The sequence below is a fragment of the Zoogloea sp. genome, from assembly GCF_041904905.1.
GTDB lineage: Bacteria > Pseudomonadota > Gammaproteobacteria > Burkholderiales > Rhodocyclaceae > Zoogloea.
In genome coordinates, this window is the sequence record NZ_JAYRMI010000079.1 from 1 (window position 1) to 17,059 (window position 17,059).

At 70.0% G+C, this 17,059-nt stretch carries 14 protein-coding genes and 1 pseudogene; 6 read left to right on the forward strand and 9 right to left on the reverse strand.

Annotated features, from left to right (window positions below; translation table 11 throughout):
* Nucleotides 1-1,084 (reverse strand): annotated as a pseudogene (locus ACE3N6_RS16745) (hypothetical protein); the annotation flags it as partial.
* Between the two features lie 198 nt (nt 1,085-1,282).
* Between ACE3N6_RS16745 and ACE3N6_RS16750 the strand changes: the two are divergent.
* The 3 genes from ACE3N6_RS16750 (at nt 1,283) to ACE3N6_RS16760 (ending at nt 3,428) form a co-directional block, all read left to right on the forward strand.
* Entirely contained in the window at nt 1,283-2,020 is a 738-nt protein-coding gene (locus tag ACE3N6_RS16750) for a carbonic anhydrase family protein (RefSeq protein WP_374246941.1), read from the forward strand.
* 149 nt (nt 2,021-2,169) lie between these two features.
* Nucleotides 2,170-2,556: a hypothetical protein gene (locus ACE3N6_RS16755; RefSeq protein WP_374246942.1), complete on the forward strand. Its 387-nt coding sequence runs from the start codon at nt 2,170-2,172 to the stop codon at nt 2,554-2,556.
* Entirely contained in the window at nt 2,553-3,428 is an 876-nt protein-coding gene (locus tag ACE3N6_RS16760) for a hypothetical protein (RefSeq protein ID WP_374246943.1), read from the forward strand. The genes ACE3N6_RS16755 and ACE3N6_RS16760 overlap by 4 nt, the downstream gene beginning before the upstream one ends.
* Before the next feature lie 48 nt (nt 3,429-3,476).
* Here ACE3N6_RS16760 and ACE3N6_RS16765 read toward each other — a convergent pair whose 3' ends face one another.
* The 3 genes from ACE3N6_RS16765 to ACE3N6_RS16775 all read right to left on the reverse strand — a co-directional run bounded on the left by ACE3N6_RS16765 (nt 3,477) and on the right by ACE3N6_RS16775 (nt 9,067).
* On the reverse strand, nt 3,477-7,379 hold the full coding sequence (locus tag ACE3N6_RS16765; RefSeq protein ID WP_374246944.1) for a DUF3683 domain-containing protein: 3,903 nt from the start codon (nt 7,377-7,379) through the stop codon (nt 3,477-3,479).
* Nucleotides 7,380-7,530: 151 nt separating this feature from the next.
* On the reverse strand, nt 7,531-8,547 hold the full coding sequence (locus ACE3N6_RS16770; protein ID WP_374246945.1) for an SGNH/GDSL hydrolase family protein: 1,017 nt from the start codon (nt 8,545-8,547) through the stop codon (nt 7,531-7,533).
* A gap of 166 nt (nt 8,548-8,713) precedes the next feature.
* Nucleotides 8,714-9,067, reverse strand: coding sequence for a RidA family protein (locus tag ACE3N6_RS16775; RefSeq protein ID WP_374246946.1), 354 nt, complete (start codon nt 9,065-9,067; stop codon nt 8,714-8,716).
* Nucleotides 9,068-9,160: 93 nt separating this feature from the next.
* Here ACE3N6_RS16775 and ilvA point away from each other — a divergent pair, with 93 nt between their 5' ends.
* Nucleotides 9,161-10,681, forward strand: coding sequence for a threonine ammonia-lyase, biosynthetic (gene ilvA, locus ACE3N6_RS16780; RefSeq protein WP_374246947.1), 1,521 nt, complete (start codon nt 9,161-9,163; stop codon nt 10,679-10,681).
* Nucleotides 10,682-10,703: 22 nt separating this feature from the next.
* Here ilvA and ACE3N6_RS16785 read toward each other — a convergent pair whose 3' ends face one another.
* Nucleotides 10,704-11,609: a LysR family transcriptional regulator gene (locus ACE3N6_RS16785; protein ID WP_374246948.1), complete on the reverse strand. Its 906-nt coding sequence runs from the start codon at nt 11,607-11,609 to the stop codon at nt 10,704-10,706.
* Nucleotides 11,610-11,714: 105 nt separating this feature from the next.
* Between ACE3N6_RS16785 and ACE3N6_RS16790 the strand changes: the two genes are divergently transcribed.
* Nucleotides 11,715-12,635 (forward strand): DMT family transporter, encoded by a 921-nt coding sequence (locus ACE3N6_RS16790; RefSeq protein WP_374246950.1) that lies wholly within the window; start codon nt 11,715-11,717, stop codon nt 12,633-12,635.
* A gap of 81 nt (nt 12,636-12,716) precedes the next feature.
* Nucleotides 12,717-13,253, forward strand: a complete 537-nt coding sequence (locus ACE3N6_RS16795; protein WP_374246952.1) for a DUF2058 domain-containing protein — start codon at nt 12,717-12,719, stop codon at nt 13,251-13,253.
* A 4-nt stretch (nt 13,254-13,257) separates the two neighbouring features.
* Here ACE3N6_RS16795 and ACE3N6_RS16800 read toward each other — a convergent pair whose 3' ends face one another.
* The 4 genes from ACE3N6_RS16800 to ACE3N6_RS16815 all read right to left on the reverse strand — a co-directional run.
* Nucleotides 13,258-13,941 carry an SDR family oxidoreductase gene (locus ACE3N6_RS16800; RefSeq protein ID WP_374246953.1) on the reverse strand — a complete coding sequence of 228 codons (684 nt, stop codon included), beginning with the start codon at nt 13,939-13,941 and terminating at the stop codon, nt 13,258-13,260.
* 45 nt (nt 13,942-13,986) lie between these two features.
* The gene (locus tag ACE3N6_RS16805; protein WP_374246954.1) at nt 13,987-15,651 is read right to left on the reverse strand and encodes an ABC1 kinase family protein; all 1,665 of its coding nucleotides are present in this window, start codon (nt 15,649-15,651) and stop codon (nt 13,987-13,989) included.
* 98 nt (nt 15,652-15,749) lie between these two features.
* On the reverse strand, nt 15,750-16,538 hold the full coding sequence (phnE, locus tag ACE3N6_RS16810) for a phosphonate ABC transporter, permease protein PhnE (RefSeq protein ID WP_374246955.1): 789 nt from the start codon (nt 16,536-16,538) through the stop codon (nt 15,750-15,752).
* Nucleotides 16,535-17,059 (reverse strand): PhnE/PtxC family ABC transporter permease (locus ACE3N6_RS16815; protein WP_374246956.1); only part of this gene is annotated, 525 nt, incomplete at its 5' end. The genes phnE and ACE3N6_RS16815, both read right to left, overlap by 4 nt.

The window sequence follows — 17,059 nt, forward strand, 5'->3', positions numbered from 1 at the left end:
CGGACACCGGCACCGCCAGCAGGCGATGGGCGCGCAGCTGACCGCGCAGCGCAGCCAGCGGCGCCCGCCGCAGATCCACCAGCGAGACGATCTCGCCGGACAGGCCCAGCGACGCGCAGGCCGCCTGCACGCGGCCCACGCCGGCCAGCAGGCGCACGTTGCCGGGGCCCAGCTCGGCCAGCAGTTCCAGGCCCGGGCCGTCGCCGGCGCCGTCGCCTACCACCGCCAGCACGCTGCCGGCGTAGCCGACCCGGCGCAGGTCGAGGTGGATGGAGTCGGCGCCGCACAGGGCCTGGGGCACGTCGGGCGCGAGGCCGGCGAGGCGGTCCAGCGCTTCGGCGGTGCCGAGAATCGTGCTGGCGCCACGCAGGGCCTCGAGGGCCGCGGCGGAGAGCACCGGCGGCTGCTCCAGGCCCAGGCTCACCACGGTGAGGGGCGGCAGCGGGACGGGTTCGGATTGGGGTTCGGGCTCCGGCGCGGGCGCGGCGGCGGGCAGAGGGGCCTCGTCGGGGGCGTCGTCGGCCGGCGGCGGGGCGTCAAGATCCAGCTCGGGCAGCTCGGCCTGGGCGTCGCCCTCATCGGCCGGGCCGCTGCCGTTGCGCTCGCCCTTGCCCCGGCGACGCTTGCGCCGGCGGCGCGGGTTGGCGGGGGAGTCGGCGTCGGCCTCCGGGGTGGCTGCGTCGGCAGCGATGTCGGTCTGCACGGCTTCGGCTTCCGCAGCGGGCGTGTCGTCGCTGGCGGCTGCGGTGGCCTCCGTGGGCTGCGCGGGGGTTTCGACGGGCGCCGGCGTGGCGACGGCTTCGGTCGGCAGTTCGGCCACCGCGTCGGCGGCGAAGAGGTCGGCGATCGCATCGGCCACCGGGGCGTCGGCCTCCGGCTTGGCCTTGGGCTTGCGGGGGGCTCGCTTGGCGCGGGCAGGCTTGGCGGCAGCGGCTTCGAGCGTCACATCGGCGGCCGGTGCGGCGCCATCGGCCGGGGCGGCGTCGGCCTTCTTGCGGCTGCGGGCCGGCGCCTTGCGACGGGCGGCAGGTGGGGCGGCTTCGTCGGCGGCAGGCAGCGGCGGGGTGAGTTGTTCGTCGTTCATGGGGAACGGCCGCGCCCATGCACGACCGGAAAAACGGGGGTCGCAGGATAGCACGAAGCCTTTTGCGGCCGAGTCCGGCGTGGCCGCCGGGGCCCACCGCGGGCGCGTGCCGGCACTTCAATCTTGCGGCAAAATTGCCGATGAAAGGAACTTCGACGGTCGCACGCCTGCGACACGCGATCAACCACGGGAGACACCATGAAGAAAAAACTCGTTCAGCGCTGCCTCACCCTCGGCCTGGCCACCCTGGCCGCCAGCGGCCTCGCCTTCGCGGGGGACGACCACGGCGGGCCGGTGGTGCCCAAGCCCTACACCACCGGCGCCACCCTCACCAAGTCGGTCCAGGCGAGCATCACGCCGGACAAGGCCATCGACATCCTGAAAGCCGGCAACGCGCGCTTCGCGGCCAACAAGCCGCTGCGCCGCAACCTCAAGGCCCAGGTCCAGACCACCGCGCTGGGCCAGTTCCCGTTTGCCAGCGTGGTCGGCTGCATCGATTCGCGCGCCGCGCCGGAGTTGGTGTTCGACCAGGGCATCGGCGACCTCTTCGTCGCGCGGGTGGCCGGCAACACGGTGAACGAGGACATCCTGGGCAGCCTGGAATACGCCTCCAAGGTGGCCGGCTCGCGGGTGATCGTGGTGCTGGGCCACACCAGCTGCGGCGCCATCAAGGGCGCCTGCGACGACGTGAAGCTGGGCAACCTCACCGGCCTGCTGGACAAGCTCAAGCCGGCCGTCGCCGCCGCCTCCACGCCGGGCGAGCGTAACTCCCACAACCACGCCTTCGTGGGTGAGGTGACCGAGCTGAACGTGAAGCAGGTGATGCAGAAGATCCGCGACCAGAGCCCGGTGCTGAAGGCCCTGGAGGACGAAGGCAAGATCCGCATCGTCGGCGCCATGTACGACACCAGCAGCGGCAAGGTGAGCTGGTACTGAACACCGCTTGACTCCCAACCGCAAAGAGGCCCGCGCAAGCGGGCCTCTTCATTTTCGCGCCCGGGGCGGCGATGCCGATGACACTTGCCGGAATGCAATCCGTGTCCTTATATGAAATATCTATGTCGCCATCGAACCGGACCATCGCCATGCCTCCCCCGGCCAGCCGCCGAACCGCCGCCGTCGCCCTGGCCGTGCTGGGCGCCGGTCTGGGGGCCTGCACCACCGTGCACATCGGCGCGAGCCCCGACGCGGTGCACATCGAGCGGCGCTTCGGGGTGCTGCAGGTGAAGGTGGTCGATCCCCACCGCGCCTACGTGGCCGAGGCAACCGGGGTGGGGCTGATCGACACGCCGGCCGGCTTCACCGCCGGCTACGCCACCCACACCTGGGTACGCGGCGAGACGGACGAATGCCGGCTTGTGCTGTGGATCGACAACGCGGCCGCGCTGAAGCCCGTCCAGGATCTGCTCAAGCAGCACCCGGACCTCTGCGCGGCGCCACCCCCCAACCGCCGTGAAGGAGCGTCCCCATGAAAACCCGAATCGCCTCCGCAGTCCTGCTGCCCCTGCTGCTGGGCGCCTGCACCGCCAGCCGGGAGAACCTGCTGTTTGTCGAAACCTACGACCTGGGCATCGGCCTGCACCCGGCGCCGAGCACTGGCATGGTCCAGTTCAACATCGGCTTCAAGGCCACCGACCTAGCCATCGTGCCGGTGGCCGGCGTGGAGGGCGACGGCAAGGTGGACCAGCGCCGGGCGGAATCGAAGGGGTCGGGGCAGATCGAGAAAGACGCAGTGTCGGTGTTCGCCCAGTTCCGCAACGCCTCGCGGCCCGACCCCCTCGACAGCCAGGACAAGCAGAAGCACAGCGTGGGCATCGGACGCTTCTTCTCGACGGGCGTGGCCGCGGTGAATCTGGCCCACGCCTACGAATGCGGGATGCAGCCCGCCGGCGCCTGCGCGCCCTGCCCCGAATGCGAGCCGGTCAACCGCGGCGACAAGGAGCAGGAGAAGCCCCCGATCCCGGACACGCCCACCCTGACCGTCCTCAAGCCGCTGATCTTCGGCCAGTACGATTCCTACGGGGTGGACATCAAACCGTCCATCGAGATGGGCGGGGCTGCGGGGGTGGACTTCTCGCTGGGGTACTCGGGCAAGAACTTTGCGGTGATGCCGCTCTTCGCCGAAGAGCGCGGGCGCTACAAGGAGCTGGGCGGCGAGGGCGGCCGGTATAACAAGGAGGCTTACTCGGTGCTCGGGCAGTTCAAGGCCGACCAGGCCACCACCTCGCCCAACCTGCGGCTGGAGCGCTTCTTCGCCACTGGGCTGGCCGCCCAGTACCTGAGCCGCGGACTGCAAGCCCGGATTGCCGCCGAGCTGCGCAAGGAGGCGGCCGACAACAAGTAGGCCAGCGCCCCACCCGCCGCCGTCCGGGCGACGGGTGGGGCGGGCCGGTCACAGCAGCACGCGTTCGATGCCGCCGGTGTTGGCCTTGGCCACGTAGTCGGCCATCCAGTTGTCGCCGAGCAGGTGCTTGGCCATCTCCACCACGATGTAGTCCGCGTCCACCCCGCCGGCGTCGCTGCTGTAGCGGGACAGGCCCTGCAGGCAGCTCGGGCAGGAGGTGAGGATCTTCACCGGCGTGGCGGCGTCGGCCCCGCGCAGCTTCTCGGCACCCTTCTCGATCTCTTCCTGCTTGCGGAAGCGGACCTGGGTGGAGATGTCGGGCCGCGACACCGCCAGGGTGCCGGATTCGCCGCAGCAGCGGTCGGACAGATCGACCCGCGTCCCCATCAGCTCGTTGGCCACCTTGATGCCGGAGTGCACCTTCATCGGGGTGTGGCAGGGCTCGTGGTACATGTAGCGGGCGCCGGTGACGCCGTCGAGCTTCAGGCCCTTCTCGAGCAGGTACTCGTGGATGTCGAGCAGGCGGCAGCCGGGGAAGATCTTCTCGAACTGATACTTCTGCAGCTGATCCATGCAGGTGCCGCAGGAGACGATCACCGTCTTGATGTCGAGGTAGTTGAGGGTGTTGGCGACCCGGTGGAAGAGCACCCGGTTGTCGGTGGTGATCTTCTGGCCGGCGTCTTCCTCGCCCGCGGCGGTCTGCGGGTAGCCGCAGCACAGGTAGCCCGGCGGCAGCACGGTGGTGGCGCCCACCTGGTAGAGCATCGCCTGGGTGGCGAGGCCGACCTGGCTGAACAGGCGCTCCGAGCCGCAGCCCGGGAAGTAGAACACCGCCTCGGATTCGTCGCGCTTGACCTGCGGGTTGCGGATCACCGGGACGATGGTGTCGTCCTCGATGTCGAGCAGCGCGCGGGAGGTGCGCTTGGGCAGCCCGCCCGGCATCGGTTTGTTGATGAAGTGAATCACCTGGGCCTTGATGGGCGGCTTGCCGAGGGTGGCGGGCGGGTGCTGGACCTGATCCTGGATCAACCCGAAGCTCTTGCCGATGCGGTGACCCAGGCGCTGGGCCTTGTAGCCGAGGCCGATCATGCCGCTGCGGATGAGCTTGATGGTGGCCGGGTCCTTGGCGGTGAGGAAGGCCATCGCCGCGGCCTTGCCGGGGTTGAAGGACTTCTTGCCCTGCTCGCGCAGCAGGTTGCGCATCTTGATCGAGACGTCGCCGAAGTCGATGTCGACCGGGCAGGGCTTCTCGCACTTGTGGCACACCGTGCAGTGGTCGGCCACGTCCTCGAACTCGGCCCAGTGGGCCAGCGACACGCCGCGGCGGGTCTGCTCTTCGTAGAGGAAGGCCTCGATCAGCAGCGAAGTGCTGAGGATCTTGTTGCGCGGGCTGTAGAGCAGGTTGGCGCGGGGCACGTGGGTCGAGCACACCGGCTTGCACTTGCCGCAGCGCAGGCAGTTCTTGATGTCGTGGGAGATCTCGCCGATCGCCGTCTGCTCCATGATGAGGGACTCGTGGCCCATCAGGTTGAAGCTGGGGGTGTAGGCGTTATCGAGGTTGCCCTTGAGCGGGCCGCCGCGCATCAGCTTGCCGCGGTTGAAGCGGCCATCCGGGTCGACCTTGGCCTTGTACTGCCAGAAGCCGGCCATCTCGGCGTCGGTGAGGTAGTCGATCTTGGTGATGCCGATGCCGTGCTCGCCGGAGATCACGCCGTCGAGGCTCCGCGCCAGCTCCATGATGCGGTCCACGGCGCGGTTGGCCGTCTGCAGCATCTCGTAGTTGTCGGAGTTGACCGGGATGTTGGTGTGCACGTTGCCGTCGCCGGCGTGCATGTGCAGGGCCACGAAGACGCGGCCGCGCAGCACCTGCTTGTGCACCTGCTTGACGCCCTCGCGCACCGGGCCGAACAGCACGCCGTCGAAGATCTTGTCGAGGCGGGCGCGCAGCTCGGTCTTCCACGACGTGCGGACCGAGTAATCCTGCAGGCGGTGGAAGAGCCTGGGGTTGGCGGCGCGGTTGGACAGCTCGCCGGCCTGCACGCCATAGTCGCCAAACTGCGGCTCGGCCTCGGCCAGCGGCATGTCGAGGTTGTCGAGCAGCCACTGCCAGCGGCGGCGCACCGCGGCCACGTGGTCGAGGGCGTCCTTGCGGCGTTCGCCGATCAGCTCGTCGCGGCCGATGTTGGCGTCGCCGGTGTCCAGCGTCAGTTCGCCCTGGAGGAACTCGATCAGCGCGTCGCACAGGGCCAGCTTGTTCTGGGTGGACAGCTCGATGTTGATGCGCTCGATGCCGTCGCAGTAGTCGCCCATCCGCGGCAGCGGGATCACCACGTCCTCGTTCACCTTGAAGGCGTTGGTGTGGCGCGAGATGGCGGCGGTGCGGGAGCGGTCGAGCCAGAACTTCTTGCGCTGCTCGGGGCTGACGGCGATGAAGCCTTCGGCGCCGCGGGTGTTGGTCATGCGGATCACGTCGGAGACGGCGGTCATCACCGCGGTCTCGTCGTGGCCCACCACATCGCCGATCAGCACCATCTTGGGCCGGCCGTGGCGCTTGGCCTTGGTGGTGTAGCCCACCGCGCGCACGTAGCGCTCGTCCAGGTGCTCCAGGCCGGCGAGCTGGATGCCCGCCGCGTGGCCGGCGCCGCCGGGCTTGAAGTAGTCGGTGATCTCGACGATGGCCGGCACGGCCTCGCGCACCTGGCCGAAGAACTCCAGGCACACGGTGCGGGTGACCGGCGGCATCTTGTGGAGCACCCAGCGGGCGGCCACGATGAGGCCGTCGGTGCCTTCCTTCTGCACGCCCGGCACGCCGCCCAGGAACTTGTCGGTGACGTCCTTGCCCAGGCCCTCTTTACGGCAGGCGGCGCCCGGCATGCGCAGGATCTCTTCGGAGATCTGCTTGTAGCTCTTGGCGTCGAAGCGGCGCAGGCGGAACTCGACGGTTTCCTGCTCGTGGATCTTGCCGAAGTTGTGGTTGAGGCGCTCGACCTCCAGCCAGTGGCCGTCGGGCGTGACCATCTTCCACCAGGCCAGGTTGTCGAGCGCGGTGCCCCACAGCACGGCCTTCTTGCCGCCGGCGTTCATGGCGATGTTGCCGCCGATGCACGAGGCGCTGGCGGAGGTCGGGTCCACGGCAAACACACGGCCGGCGGCGGATGCCGCCTCGGCCACCCGCTCGGTGACCACGCCGGCGCCGGTGCGGATGGTGGCGTAGGGCTGGAGCATGGCGCCGCCCGAGCCGGGCAGGGCGACGTCCTCGACCGGGCCCATGGCGATCAGCTTCTCGGTGTTGATGACCACCGAGCGCGGGTCGAGCGGCACGGCGCCGCCGGTGTAGCCGGTGCCGCCTCCGCGCGGGATGATGGTGAGGCCAAGCTCGATGCAGCTCTTGACCAGCGGCGCCATCTCGTCTTCGGTGTCCGGGTAGAGGACCACGAAGGGGTACTCGACGCGCCAGTCGGTGGCGTCGGTGACGTGGGAGACGCGGGCGTGGCCGTCGAAGCAGATGTTGTCCTTGCGGGTGTGGCGGGCCAGCTCGTGCCGGACACGCTTGCGCAGGTCGTAGGTTTCTTCGAAGAAGGCCTTGAAGCGATCCACCGCCGCGTGGGCCGCCAGTACCAGGCTGGCCACCTTCGCGCTGCGCTCGGGGTCTTCGCCGCTGGCTTCCTCACGGCGCTTCTCGACTTCATGCAGACGGTGGCGCAGAGCGTCGATCAGCGCGGCGCGGCGATCCTGGTTGGCGAGCAGGTCGTCCTGCAGGTAGGGGTTGCGCTGCACGACCCACACATCGCCCAGCACCTCGTAGAGCATCCGCGCGGATCGGCCGGTGACACGCTCGGCACGCAGGGCGTCGAGGGTCTGCCAGGCGTCCTGACCAAGCAGGCGGATCACGATCTCGCGGTCGGAGAACGAAGTGTAGTTGTAGGGGATTTCGCGCAGGCGCTGAGTCATTGCGTTACCTGGTTCGTACGGCGGAGAACTCTGCATTCTAGCGGAGCGGCCCGCCTTCTGTCGAAAAACAAAGCCTTACAGCGGGAAGGGAAAAGCAGAACGGCCCACCCGGAAGGGGCAGGCCGTTCGACAAGCAGCGCGCGGGAGAGGTTCAGCCGCGCATCGGGCGCCGCCGCAGGTAGGCCATCATCCCCAGGCTGCCCAGGAGCAGCGACAGGGACGCCGGCTCCGGCACCGCGAGCGCGTCGTAGGCCAGCAGGGCCATCCGGCTGTGCAGCGCCGACGAGGGGTGGATGTAGTCGAAGTACATGTAACCGCTGGCGTCGGCGCAGACGCTGACCGGGCTGCCCGGCGGGCGCCCCGAGCCGTCCACGTCGCCGGAGTAGCAGGCGTCGGTGGTGTTGGTGAAGCCGTAGGCGGCGGGGTTGTTGGCCACCTCGGTCTGGGCCCCGAAGACATCGAACAGGGTAATGTCCAGCGCCCCCAGCGTGGTGCCCACCAGGTTGGCCAGGGCGCCGTTGAAGCCCATGCTCGCGCCCTGCGCCAGGGTGGAAAGTTGCGTGCTGCCCAGCCCGCGGATGGCCGGGGTGAGGGACAGGTCGGGCAGGTTCATCACCAGGAAATGCTGTGCGCCGCTGGCGGCCAGCGCGCCGATCCCGGTGGCGATGCCGGCCATCGCGCTGCCTACGCCGCTCGCCACCGGGGCGAGGCTGTTGGCGGCCGCGGCGGCTTCGATGGCGTCGAACATGTCGTTGGCGCCGATCCACACCACGTAGAGCGCGTTGGGGTCGGCGCCGGTGCCCGGCAGCCCGGTGACGAAGGTGTTGATCTGCGCGGTGAAGGCCGGCACGACGCTGCTGCCGACGCGCGCGCCGCCGTAGGCATAATCGGTGCCCGCCGCGAGGGACGGGGTGACGATCAGGCCCAGGTAGCCGGACAGCCCGTCCACGAAGTTGGTGCCGTTGGTGAAACGGCCACTGACCGTGCCGTAGGTGTAGTAGGTGGAACTCGGCCACAGGCCGGACGTGAACGCTGCCGCGTTACCGACATCCGACAGGCTGTCGCCAAAAACGTACATCGCCGAATACGGCCCGGCGTGGGCAAGCGCCCCCGCCAGTGCCAGGGTCATCCCGGCCAGACCCTTCACACAACGTTGCCCCCAAGCCATGAAATCTCCTCCGAAAGTGGGTTAGCGGTCGATCAACCGCCGCGCCGCGCCACGCTGGGGCACGACTTGCGGCGGTGGCCCCGGCTCCGCATGGCGGGCGGAGGACGAAGACCATACAGGCAGGATAGCCCATTTCAGGCATCGGGTAAGCACCGGATCGCGTCGGTCAGCCCAATGCCGCCTGGATCGCCACCTCCACCCGCCAGCCCGGGTCCGCCAGGCGCACCACCTGCACGCAGGCGCGGCACGGCGCGGTGCCCTCGGGCACCCAGGCGTCCCACACGGCATTCACCGCGGCGTAGTCGGCCATGTCGACGAGGTAGAGCGTGGCCATCAGCAGTCGATCCTTGCTGCTGCCGGCGGCGATCAGGAAGCGCTCCAGGCTCTCCAGCATCTGGGCAGTCTGGGTGGAGATGTCGGCGCGGGCGTCGGGCGGCACCTCGACGCAATGCACCACGCCGTTGTGAACGCAGAAATCGGAGTAGCGCCGGGTGGTGCCGGCCCGCTGGATGTCGCTCATGGATGCTCCCGGAGAAAAACCCGTATGTTGCAGTGCAGTTCGTCCGACTGCTACCCTTTGACGCTTCCCCAGCCGACTAGCACAGGTCCAGCCATGAGCGCGCAGCACCCCGACTACCTCCAGAAGATCCTCACCGCCCAGGTGTACGACGCGGCGATCGAGACCCCCCTCGACCTGGCGCCCAACCTGTCGGCCCGCATCCACAACAAGATCTGGTTCAAGCGCGAGGACATGCAGCCGGTGTTCAGCTTCAAGCTGCGCGGCGCCTACAACAAGATGGCCAGCCTCAGCCCGGCGGCCCTCAAGCGCGGGGTGATCTGCGCCTCCGCCGGCAACCACGCCCAGGGCGTGGCCCTGTCGGCCAAGAAGCTCGGCGTGCGCGCCGTGATCGTGATGCCCACCACCACCCCGGCGATCAAGATCGACGCGGTCAAGCGCCACGGCGGCGAGGTGGTGCTGGCCGGCGAGAGCTATTCCGACGCCTACGGCCACGCCAAGGAACTCGAGAAGACCGAGAAGCTGACCTTCGTCCATCCCTACGACGACGTGGAGGTGATCGCCGGCCAGGGCACCATCGGCATGGAGATCCTGCGTCAGCACCCCAAGCCGATCCACGCGGTGTTCTGCTGCGTGGGCGGCGGCGGCCTGCTGGCGGGCGTGGCGGCCTACATCAAGCGCGTGCGCCCCGAGATCAAGGTGATCGGCGTCGAGACCGTCGACGCCAACGCCATGACCCAGTCGCTGGCCGCCGGCAAGCGCATCGAGTTGGCCAACGTGGGCCTGTTTGCCGACGGTGCGGCGGTCAAGCTGGTGGGCGAGGAGACCTTCCGCCTGTGCCAGGAATACGTGGACGAGATGATCCTGGTGGATAACGACGCCATCTGCGCCGCCATCAAGGACGTGTTCGAGGACACCCGCTCGATCCTCGAACCCGCCGGTGCGCTGGCGGTGGCCGGCGCCAAGGAATACGCCAAGCGCCACGCCCTGAAGGACAAGACCCTGGTGGCGGTGGCCTCCGGCGCCAACATGAACTTCGACCGCCTGCGCTTCGTGGCCGAGCGCGCCGAGGTGGGCGAACAGCGCGAAGCCGTGCTGGCCGTCACCATCCCCGAGAAGCCCGGCTCCTTCAAGAAGTTCTGCAACCTGCTGGGCAACCGCAACATCACCGAGTTCAACTACCGCTACGCCGACCCCGCCCGCGCCCACATCTTCGTCGGCGTGGGCGTGCACAATCGCGCCGAGGGCGTGCGCATCACCGAGCTGCTGCAGCGCCACGAGCTGCCCTGCCTCGACCTGACCGACGACGAGATGGCCAAGAGCCACATCCGCTACATGGTCGGCGGCCACGCCCCCCAGGCCGAAAACGAAGTGCTGTACCGCTTCGTCTTCCCGGAGCGCCCGGGCGCGCTGCTCAACTTCCTCGACACCCTGCGCTCCGACTGGAACATCAGCCTGTTCCACTACCGCAACCACGGCGCCGACTTCGGCCGTGTGCTGGTGGGCATGCAGGTGCCGGCCGCCGACCGGGACGCCTTCCAGGGCTTCCTCGACAAGCTCGGCTACGAGTACGTCGACGAAACCGCCAACCCGGCCTACAAGATGTTCCTGGGCTGATCCCCGGCCCGGCCGGCGGCGCTCACCCGCCGGCCGGCACGCCGTCGCCCTCCGCCAGGCAGGCCACCAGATCGGCGGCGAAGCGCGACAGCCCGGCGCGGCGACGGATGCACACCTTCAGATCCCGCCGCGCCCAGCCCTCCGCCAGCGCCACCATCGCCAGGGGCGGCCCGGCCATCCCGGCCGTCACCGCACTGCGCGGCACCATCCCCACCCCCACGCCGGCCGCCACCATCCGGCACACCGCCTCGAAGCTGCGCACCTGGATCCGCACATCCACGTGCCGCCCCAGCGCCGCCGCCGCGTTCATGGTGAAGGTGTGGATCGCCGAGCCGGCGTGGAGCATCACGAAGGGGTAATCCAGCAGCTGCGCGAACGACGCGCTCGCCACCCCGGCCAGCGGATGCGCCAGCGGCGCGATCAGCACCAGCCGGTCGGCCCGGTAGGGGATCAACTCCACATCCACCCCCTCCGCGTCGTCGGCCATCACGCCCACCTCCACCTCGCCCCGCGCCACCGCCATGGCAATCTCCGGGCTGGTGCGCTCCTCCAGGCTCACGCTCACCTGGGGAGAGCGCCGCAGAAAACGCGACAGGTCGTCCGGCAGAAACGAGTGGGTGGCGTGGGTGTTGGCCCACAGGCTCACGTGGCCGCGCACCCCCTGGGCGAAGGGAGCGAGATCGGCGTGCATCTGCTCCAGCCGCGCAAACACCTCGCGGGCGTGCCGCAACAGCGCTTCGCCGGCGCGGGTGAGGGTCACCCCGCGGGCCTCCCGCGCGAACAAGCTCGCGCCGATGGACGTCTCCAGGGCGCGGATGCGGTGGCTCGCCGACGACGGCGCCAGATGCACCCGCTCGGCCCCCCGGGTCAGGTTGCGGGCCTCCGCGATGGCCACGAAGAGCCGCAGATCGATCAGGTCGTAGTGCATGGCATTCGCCCTATCCGAACGCAGTGCTGCAGAAAAGCCAATTCTAACGGGCAAATCCGCGGTTCATCATTCGTTCAGTCAAAACCCTCCCCTCGCATCCCCACCATGAACTCCGGGCTCCGCTCCGTCGAACGCACCGGCATCGTCCTCGCGGTGCTCGCCGCCACCGGCTTCTCGTTCAAGGCCATCTTCGTCAAGCTGGCCTACGCCCACGCCCCCATCGACGCCATCACCCTGCTCGCCCTGCGCATGGGCTTCACCCTGCCCGCCGTGCTGTGGGTGCTCGTCGCCCAGCGCCGCGCGTTCGCCGCCCTCACCCGGCGCGACGCCGGCCTGCTGGTGGCGCTGGGCATCCTCGGCTACTACGGCGCCAGCATCCTGGATTTCCTCGGGCTGCAGTACATCTCGGCCGGGCTGGAACGGCTGATCCTGTTCACCTACCCCACCCTCACCGTGCTGATCGGCGCCCTGGCCCTGGGCCGCCCCCTCGAAAGGCGCCAGCTCGGCGCGCTGGCCCTCTCCTACGCCGGCATCGGGCTGGCCTTCGCCCACGACCTGCACATCGGCGGCGATACCGCCGCGGTGCTCACCGGCGCCGCCTTCGTGTTCGCCTCGGCGATCTCCTACGCCCTCTACAGCGCCGGCGCCGAAGTCGCCATCGGGCGGCTCGGGGCGGTGCGCTTCTCGGCCCTGGCGATCCTCGTCTCCACCCTCGCCACCCAGGCCCACTTCCTCCTCACCCACCCGGTCGGAGCGCTCCTTGCCCAGCCCCTCCCGGTGTATGGCCACGCCGCGGCGATGGCCCTGTTCTCCACCGTGCTGCCGATCTTCTGGCAATCCGCCGCGATGCAGCGCATCGGCTCGGCCCGCGCGGTGCTGATCGGCAACCTCGGCCCCATCCTCACCCTGCTGTTCGGCTGGTGGCTGCTGGACGAAACCCTCTCCGCCGCCCAGCTTGGCGGCGCCGCGCTGGTGGTGCTGGGGGTGCTGCGGGTCACCCGCCGCGCCGGGGCCGGCAAGTCCTGATCGCAGCCGGCGCTTCTTTGCTATCCTGCCGCCTCGCGCCGGCCGCCCGGGCCGGCCCCATCCACTCAGGCGACAACCCTCATGGCATCCTTGCAGGAACAATTCTTGAAAGCCGGTCTGGTGAACAAGAACAAGGTCAAGCAGACCAACCAGGAAAAGGCCCGGCAGAAGAAGATCGAACGCCGCACCGGCACCGAGAGCGTGGACGAAGCGCGGCTGGCCGCCCTCGAAACCCAGCGCAAGAACGCCGAACGCGCCCGCGAACTCAACGCCCAGCGCGACGCCGCGGCCCACCAGAAGGCCATCGCCGCCCAGATCAATCAGATGGTGCAGCAGAACCGCCAGCACAAGGGCAAGGGCGACATCGCCTACAACTACACCCACGACGGCAAGATCAAGCGGATGTACGTCTCCCCCGCAGTCCAGGCCCACCTCGTCGCCGGGCATCTGGCCATCGTGTGCCTGGGCGAGAACGCCGAGCTGGTGCCCCGGGTGATCGCCGACAAGATCGCCGAACGCGACCCAGCGATTGTGGTGCAGATCAAGAAGGCCAGCACCGACGTGGACGAGGACGACCCCTACGCCGCCTTCCAGGTGCCGGACGACCTGATGTGGTGAGCCGCTAGCGCGGCACCCACCCGCCGCACACCGGAAACACCTGCCCCACGAAGCAGTTGGCGGCTTCGCTGCACAGGTAAGCGGCGAACTCGGCGTCCTCGTTGGCGCCCACCAGGCGGCCCAGGGGCACCTCGCGCTTGAGGCGCTCCTGGAAGCGCGGGTTGGCCTGCACTTCGGGCGGGAAGTAGGTGGGGTTGTCCACGAAGTTCTGGGCGATGGCGTTGACCTGCACGTTGTGGGGCGCCACCTCCACGCCCACCGCCTGCACATAGGCCAGCTGGGCGCCCCGGGCGGCGCTGTAGCTGGACGCGCGCTTCATGCCGCGCAGGGCCGACGCGCTGCCCATCACCACGATCTTGCCGGCACGCCGCCCGATCATCGCCGGCAGCACCGCCCGGCACAGGGCGGCCAGCGGATGGACCAGCGCGGCGAAGCAGTCCTGCCACTCGTCCTCGGTCACGTCGGTGGCGGCCGTGGTGGGGGCGGTAATCGCCAGATTGGCCACCAGCGCGTCGATCTGCCCGGCCGCGGCCACCCTCGCCTCGACGGCACCGGGCGCCCGCAGCGGATCGGTATCGCGGATCACCAAGGCGCCGTGGCGCTCGAACACGTCGCACAGCACCGGCCCCATGAACCGGTCGGCGTGGGTGACGAGCACCCGCCGGCCTGCAAGCATCGGATTCGACATTGCCGATCCTCCTGTCTTCGGTCAGAAAAACCTGGCGGGGCCGGATCAGCGCCCGCCGCGCCACACCGACACCAGCACCCACAGCCCGCCCAGCATGGCGGCGACGAACCCGAGCAGGCCGAAAGCGGATAGCGAGCCGTCGCGGTCGACGGTAAGGGCGATGGACGAGCCGACGATCAGCGCGGCGGTCACGATGCCCATCGTCAGCCGGCTGGCGGCCCGGTCGAGCTGATCGCCGAAGGCCTTGAGGGGCGGCACATCCACCTCCAGCTTCAGGCTGCCCCGGCGGGCCACCCGCAGCAGGCGGGCCAGATCGTGGGGCAACCCGGCCAGCAGGTCGGCCACCGAGACCAGCCCGCGCCAGCCGCGCCGGGCGATAGCGTCCGGCGCGTGGTGGGCGAGGATCACCTCGCGCAGATAGGGCGCGGCCTCGCCGGCGATGTCGAAATCCGGGTCGAGCTGGCGGCCCAGGCCTTCGAGGGTGACGAAGGCCTTGATCATCAGCGCCAGATCGGGCGGCAGGGCCAGCCCGTGCTCCCGCAGGATGCCCACCACGTCGCCCAGCATGGCGCCGAAATCGAGCTGTTTGAGGGGCACGCCGTGGTACTCGTCCACAAAGCGGTCGATGTCGGCGCGCAGGGTGTCGCCGTCGGCCTCGGCGGCGTCGCTCCAGCCCAGCAGCACCTGGGTGACCAGCCCGCCGTCCCGGTCCACCAGCCCGTGGAGCAGCTCGGCCACCTCGTAGCGGCGGGCCTCGGGCAGGCGCCCGACCATCCCGAAGTCGATGAAGGCCAGCCGGTTGTCGGGCAGGTAGAACACGTTGCCCTGATGCGGGTCGGCGTGGAAGAAGCCGTCCTCCAGCACCATCTTGAGCACCGCGCCGGCGCCCCGTCGGGCCAGCAGCTTGCGGTCGAAACCCGCCGGCAACGCCGCCGCCGCGCGGCCGGGCACGCCTTCGATGAAATCCTGCACGTTGAGCCGCTCGCCCGTCCATTGCCAGTGGATGCGCGGGATGTTGATCTCCGGGCGGTCGGCGAAGCTCGCCGCGATACGCTCGGCGTTGCGCCCTTCGGCGGAGAAATCCAGCTCCCGGCGCAGGGAATGGGCAAACTGGCGCACCACCTCGCGGGGGCGATAACGCCGCAGGTCGGGCGCCTCGGACTCGACGATTTCGGCCAGCCGGGCGAGCAGGCGCAGGTCGGCCTCGATCACCGGGCGGATGCCCGGCCGGCGCACCTTGATGGCCACCGGCGTGCCGTCCGCCAGCCGGGCGCGATGCACCTGGGCCAGGCTGGCCGCGGCCAGCGGCGTGGGGTCGAGTTCGGCGAAGACGTTCTCCGGCGGCTCGCCCAGGTCTTCGGCCAGCTGGGCGCGGATCGCCTCGAAGGGCACCGCCGGCGCCGCGTCCTGCAGCTTGCCGAACTCGGCGATCCAGTCCGGCGGAAAGAGATCGGCGCGGGTGGCGAGGATCTGCCCGAGCTTCACGAAGGTGGGGCCCAGCTCCTCCAGCGCACGCCGAACCCGGGCGGCCGGTTCGAGCCGGGCGATGTCGTCCGGCCCGCGCAGGTGCAGCACCTTGCCGGCCCGCTCCAGCGCCCGCGCCATGCCCAGGCGCTGAACCAGATCGCCGAAGCCGTAGCGGATGAGCACCGCGGCGATGTCATGGACGCGCCCGAGATCGCGGGCGGCTCCGAGGGCTTCCCACAGCATCAGCGGCGGCTCCGGGGTAGGTGGACGAAATGCGGATCGGGGCAGGGCATCGCCCTAGGGTAATCCAGATCGCCGCCCCCCGGGAGAGGCCGCCGCGATCAGCCCTTGCGGCGCAGCCAGGCGCTGGCGCCATCCACCGCGATGGCCATCGCCAGCATGGCCAGGATCGCCGTGCTGGCCTGGGCCTCGTGGAACAGCGACAGGCTGTAGTAGAGCAACCCGCCCAGCCCGCCAGCGCCCACGAAACCCAGGATCGCCGCCATCCGGATGTTCATCTCCCAGCGGTACAGGGTGTAGGCCAGCCACTGGGGGGCGACCAGTGGCAGGGTGCCGTACAGGAAGGCCGCGACCGCCGGGGTGCCGCTGCCCGTGAGCGCATCGGCCGGGGCAGAAGGGGCGTTCTCCAGCGCCTCGGCGAACAGCCGGCCAAGCACGCCGGCGGTGTGCAGCGCCAGCGCCAGGGTGCCGGCGAAGGGCCCCAGGCCGGCCGCCAGCACCATCAGCGTCGCCCATACCAGCTCGGGCACCGAACGCAGCAGGTTGAGCGCGAAGCGCGCGACGCGACGTGCCGCCCGCCCCTGCCGGCCCGCCGCGGGCAGCGCCAGCAGCGCCCCGGCAAGGGCCGCCAGCAGGGTGCCGACGAGCGAGATCGCCAGCGTCTCCAGCGCCGCCCCGCCCACCTTGGCGAGGAAATCCGGCGACAGATCCGGCGGCAGGAAGCGCTGCACGAAGGCCACCGCCTCGCCCGCCGCGGCGCCGGTAAACAGCGCGCCCAGCGGCATGTCGAGGTAGGCGAAGCTGGCCGCCACCGCCGCCAGCACCAGCAGGATCGCGCCAAGGCCGCCCAGGGAAATGCCGGGCTTCGGCGGGGGATAGGCGCGGCTCATGCCAGCCTCCGCCGCAGCAGCTCCGAGAGCGCGTCGGCCGCCACCACCAGCGCCAGGAAGGTGGCGAGGATGGTCGCCGCCTCGCCGCCGTTGAGCATCTTCATCGACTGATCCATCAGCTGGCCCAGGCCGCCGGCGCCCACGAAGCCCATCACCACCGACGCGCGCACCGCACACTCCCAGCGATACACGGTGTACGAGACCAGCTCCTGCCCGGCGTTGGGCAGCAGGCCGTAGCAGAAGGCCGCGAGGCGCCCGCTGCCGGCTTCGAGCAGGGCGCGGGCGGGCTGGTCGTCGGTGGATTCGAGGATCTCGCCATACACCTTGCCGAGCATGCCGCCGTAGGTAATGCCCAGCGCCAGCACCCCGGCCGCCGCCCCCAGGCCGAAAACCCGCACGAAGAGCAGCGCCCACACCAGCTCCGGCACGCCGCGCAGCACCGCCAGCACGGCCCGCACCAGCCCCCGCAGCAGCTGACCGACCCACCCGCCGCGCCACGGCCCGAGGCGCGACACGGACAG

Bases quoted from the DNA above. Each gene is read 5' to 3' on its own strand.
- ACE3N6_RS16765 (WP_374246944.1), bottom strand. From the start codon at position 7,379: ATGACTCAGCGCCTGCGCGAAATCCCCTACAACTACACTTCGTTCTCC.
- ACE3N6_RS16795 (WP_374246952.1), top strand. From the start codon at position 12,717: ATGGCATCCTTGCAGGAACAATTCTTGAAAGCCGGTCTGGTGAACAAG.
- ACE3N6_RS16790 (WP_374246950.1), top strand. From the start codon at position 11,715: ATGAACTCCGGGCTCCGCTCCGTCGAACGCACCGGCATCGTCCTCGCG.
- ACE3N6_RS16800 (WP_374246953.1), bottom strand. From the start codon at position 13,941: ATGTCGAATCCGATGCTTGCAGGCCGGCGGGTGCTCGTCACCCACGCC.
- ACE3N6_RS16805 (WP_374246954.1), bottom strand. From the start codon at position 15,651: ATGCTGTGGGAAGCCCTCGGAGCCGCCCGCGATCTCGGGCGCGTCCAT.
- ACE3N6_RS16755 (WP_374246942.1), top strand. From the start codon at position 2,170: ATGCCTCCCCCGGCCAGCCGCCGAACCGCCGCCGTCGCCCTGGCCGTG.
- ACE3N6_RS16785 (WP_374246948.1), bottom strand. From the start codon at position 11,609: ATGCACTACGACCTGATCGATCTGCGGCTCTTCGTGGCCATCGCGGAG.
- ACE3N6_RS16760 (WP_374246943.1), top strand. From the start codon at position 2,553: ATGAAAACCCGAATCGCCTCCGCAGTCCTGCTGCCCCTGCTGCTGGGC.
- ACE3N6_RS16770 (WP_374246945.1), bottom strand. From the start codon at position 8,547: ATGGCTTGGGGGCAACGTTGTGTGAAGGGTCTGGCCGGGATGACCCTG.
- ilvA (WP_374246947.1), top strand. From the start codon at position 9,161: ATGAGCGCGCAGCACCCCGACTACCTCCAGAAGATCCTCACCGCCCAG.
- ACE3N6_RS16750 (WP_374246941.1), top strand. From the start codon at position 1,283: ATGAAGAAAAAACTCGTTCAGCGCTGCCTCACCCTCGGCCTGGCCACC.
- ACE3N6_RS16775 (WP_374246946.1), bottom strand. From the start codon at position 9,067: ATGAGCGACATCCAGCGGGCCGGCACCACCCGGCGCTACTCCGATTTC.
- phnE (WP_374246955.1), bottom strand. From the start codon at position 16,538: ATGAGCCGCGCCTATCCCCCGCCGAAGCCCGGCATTTCCCTGGGCGGC.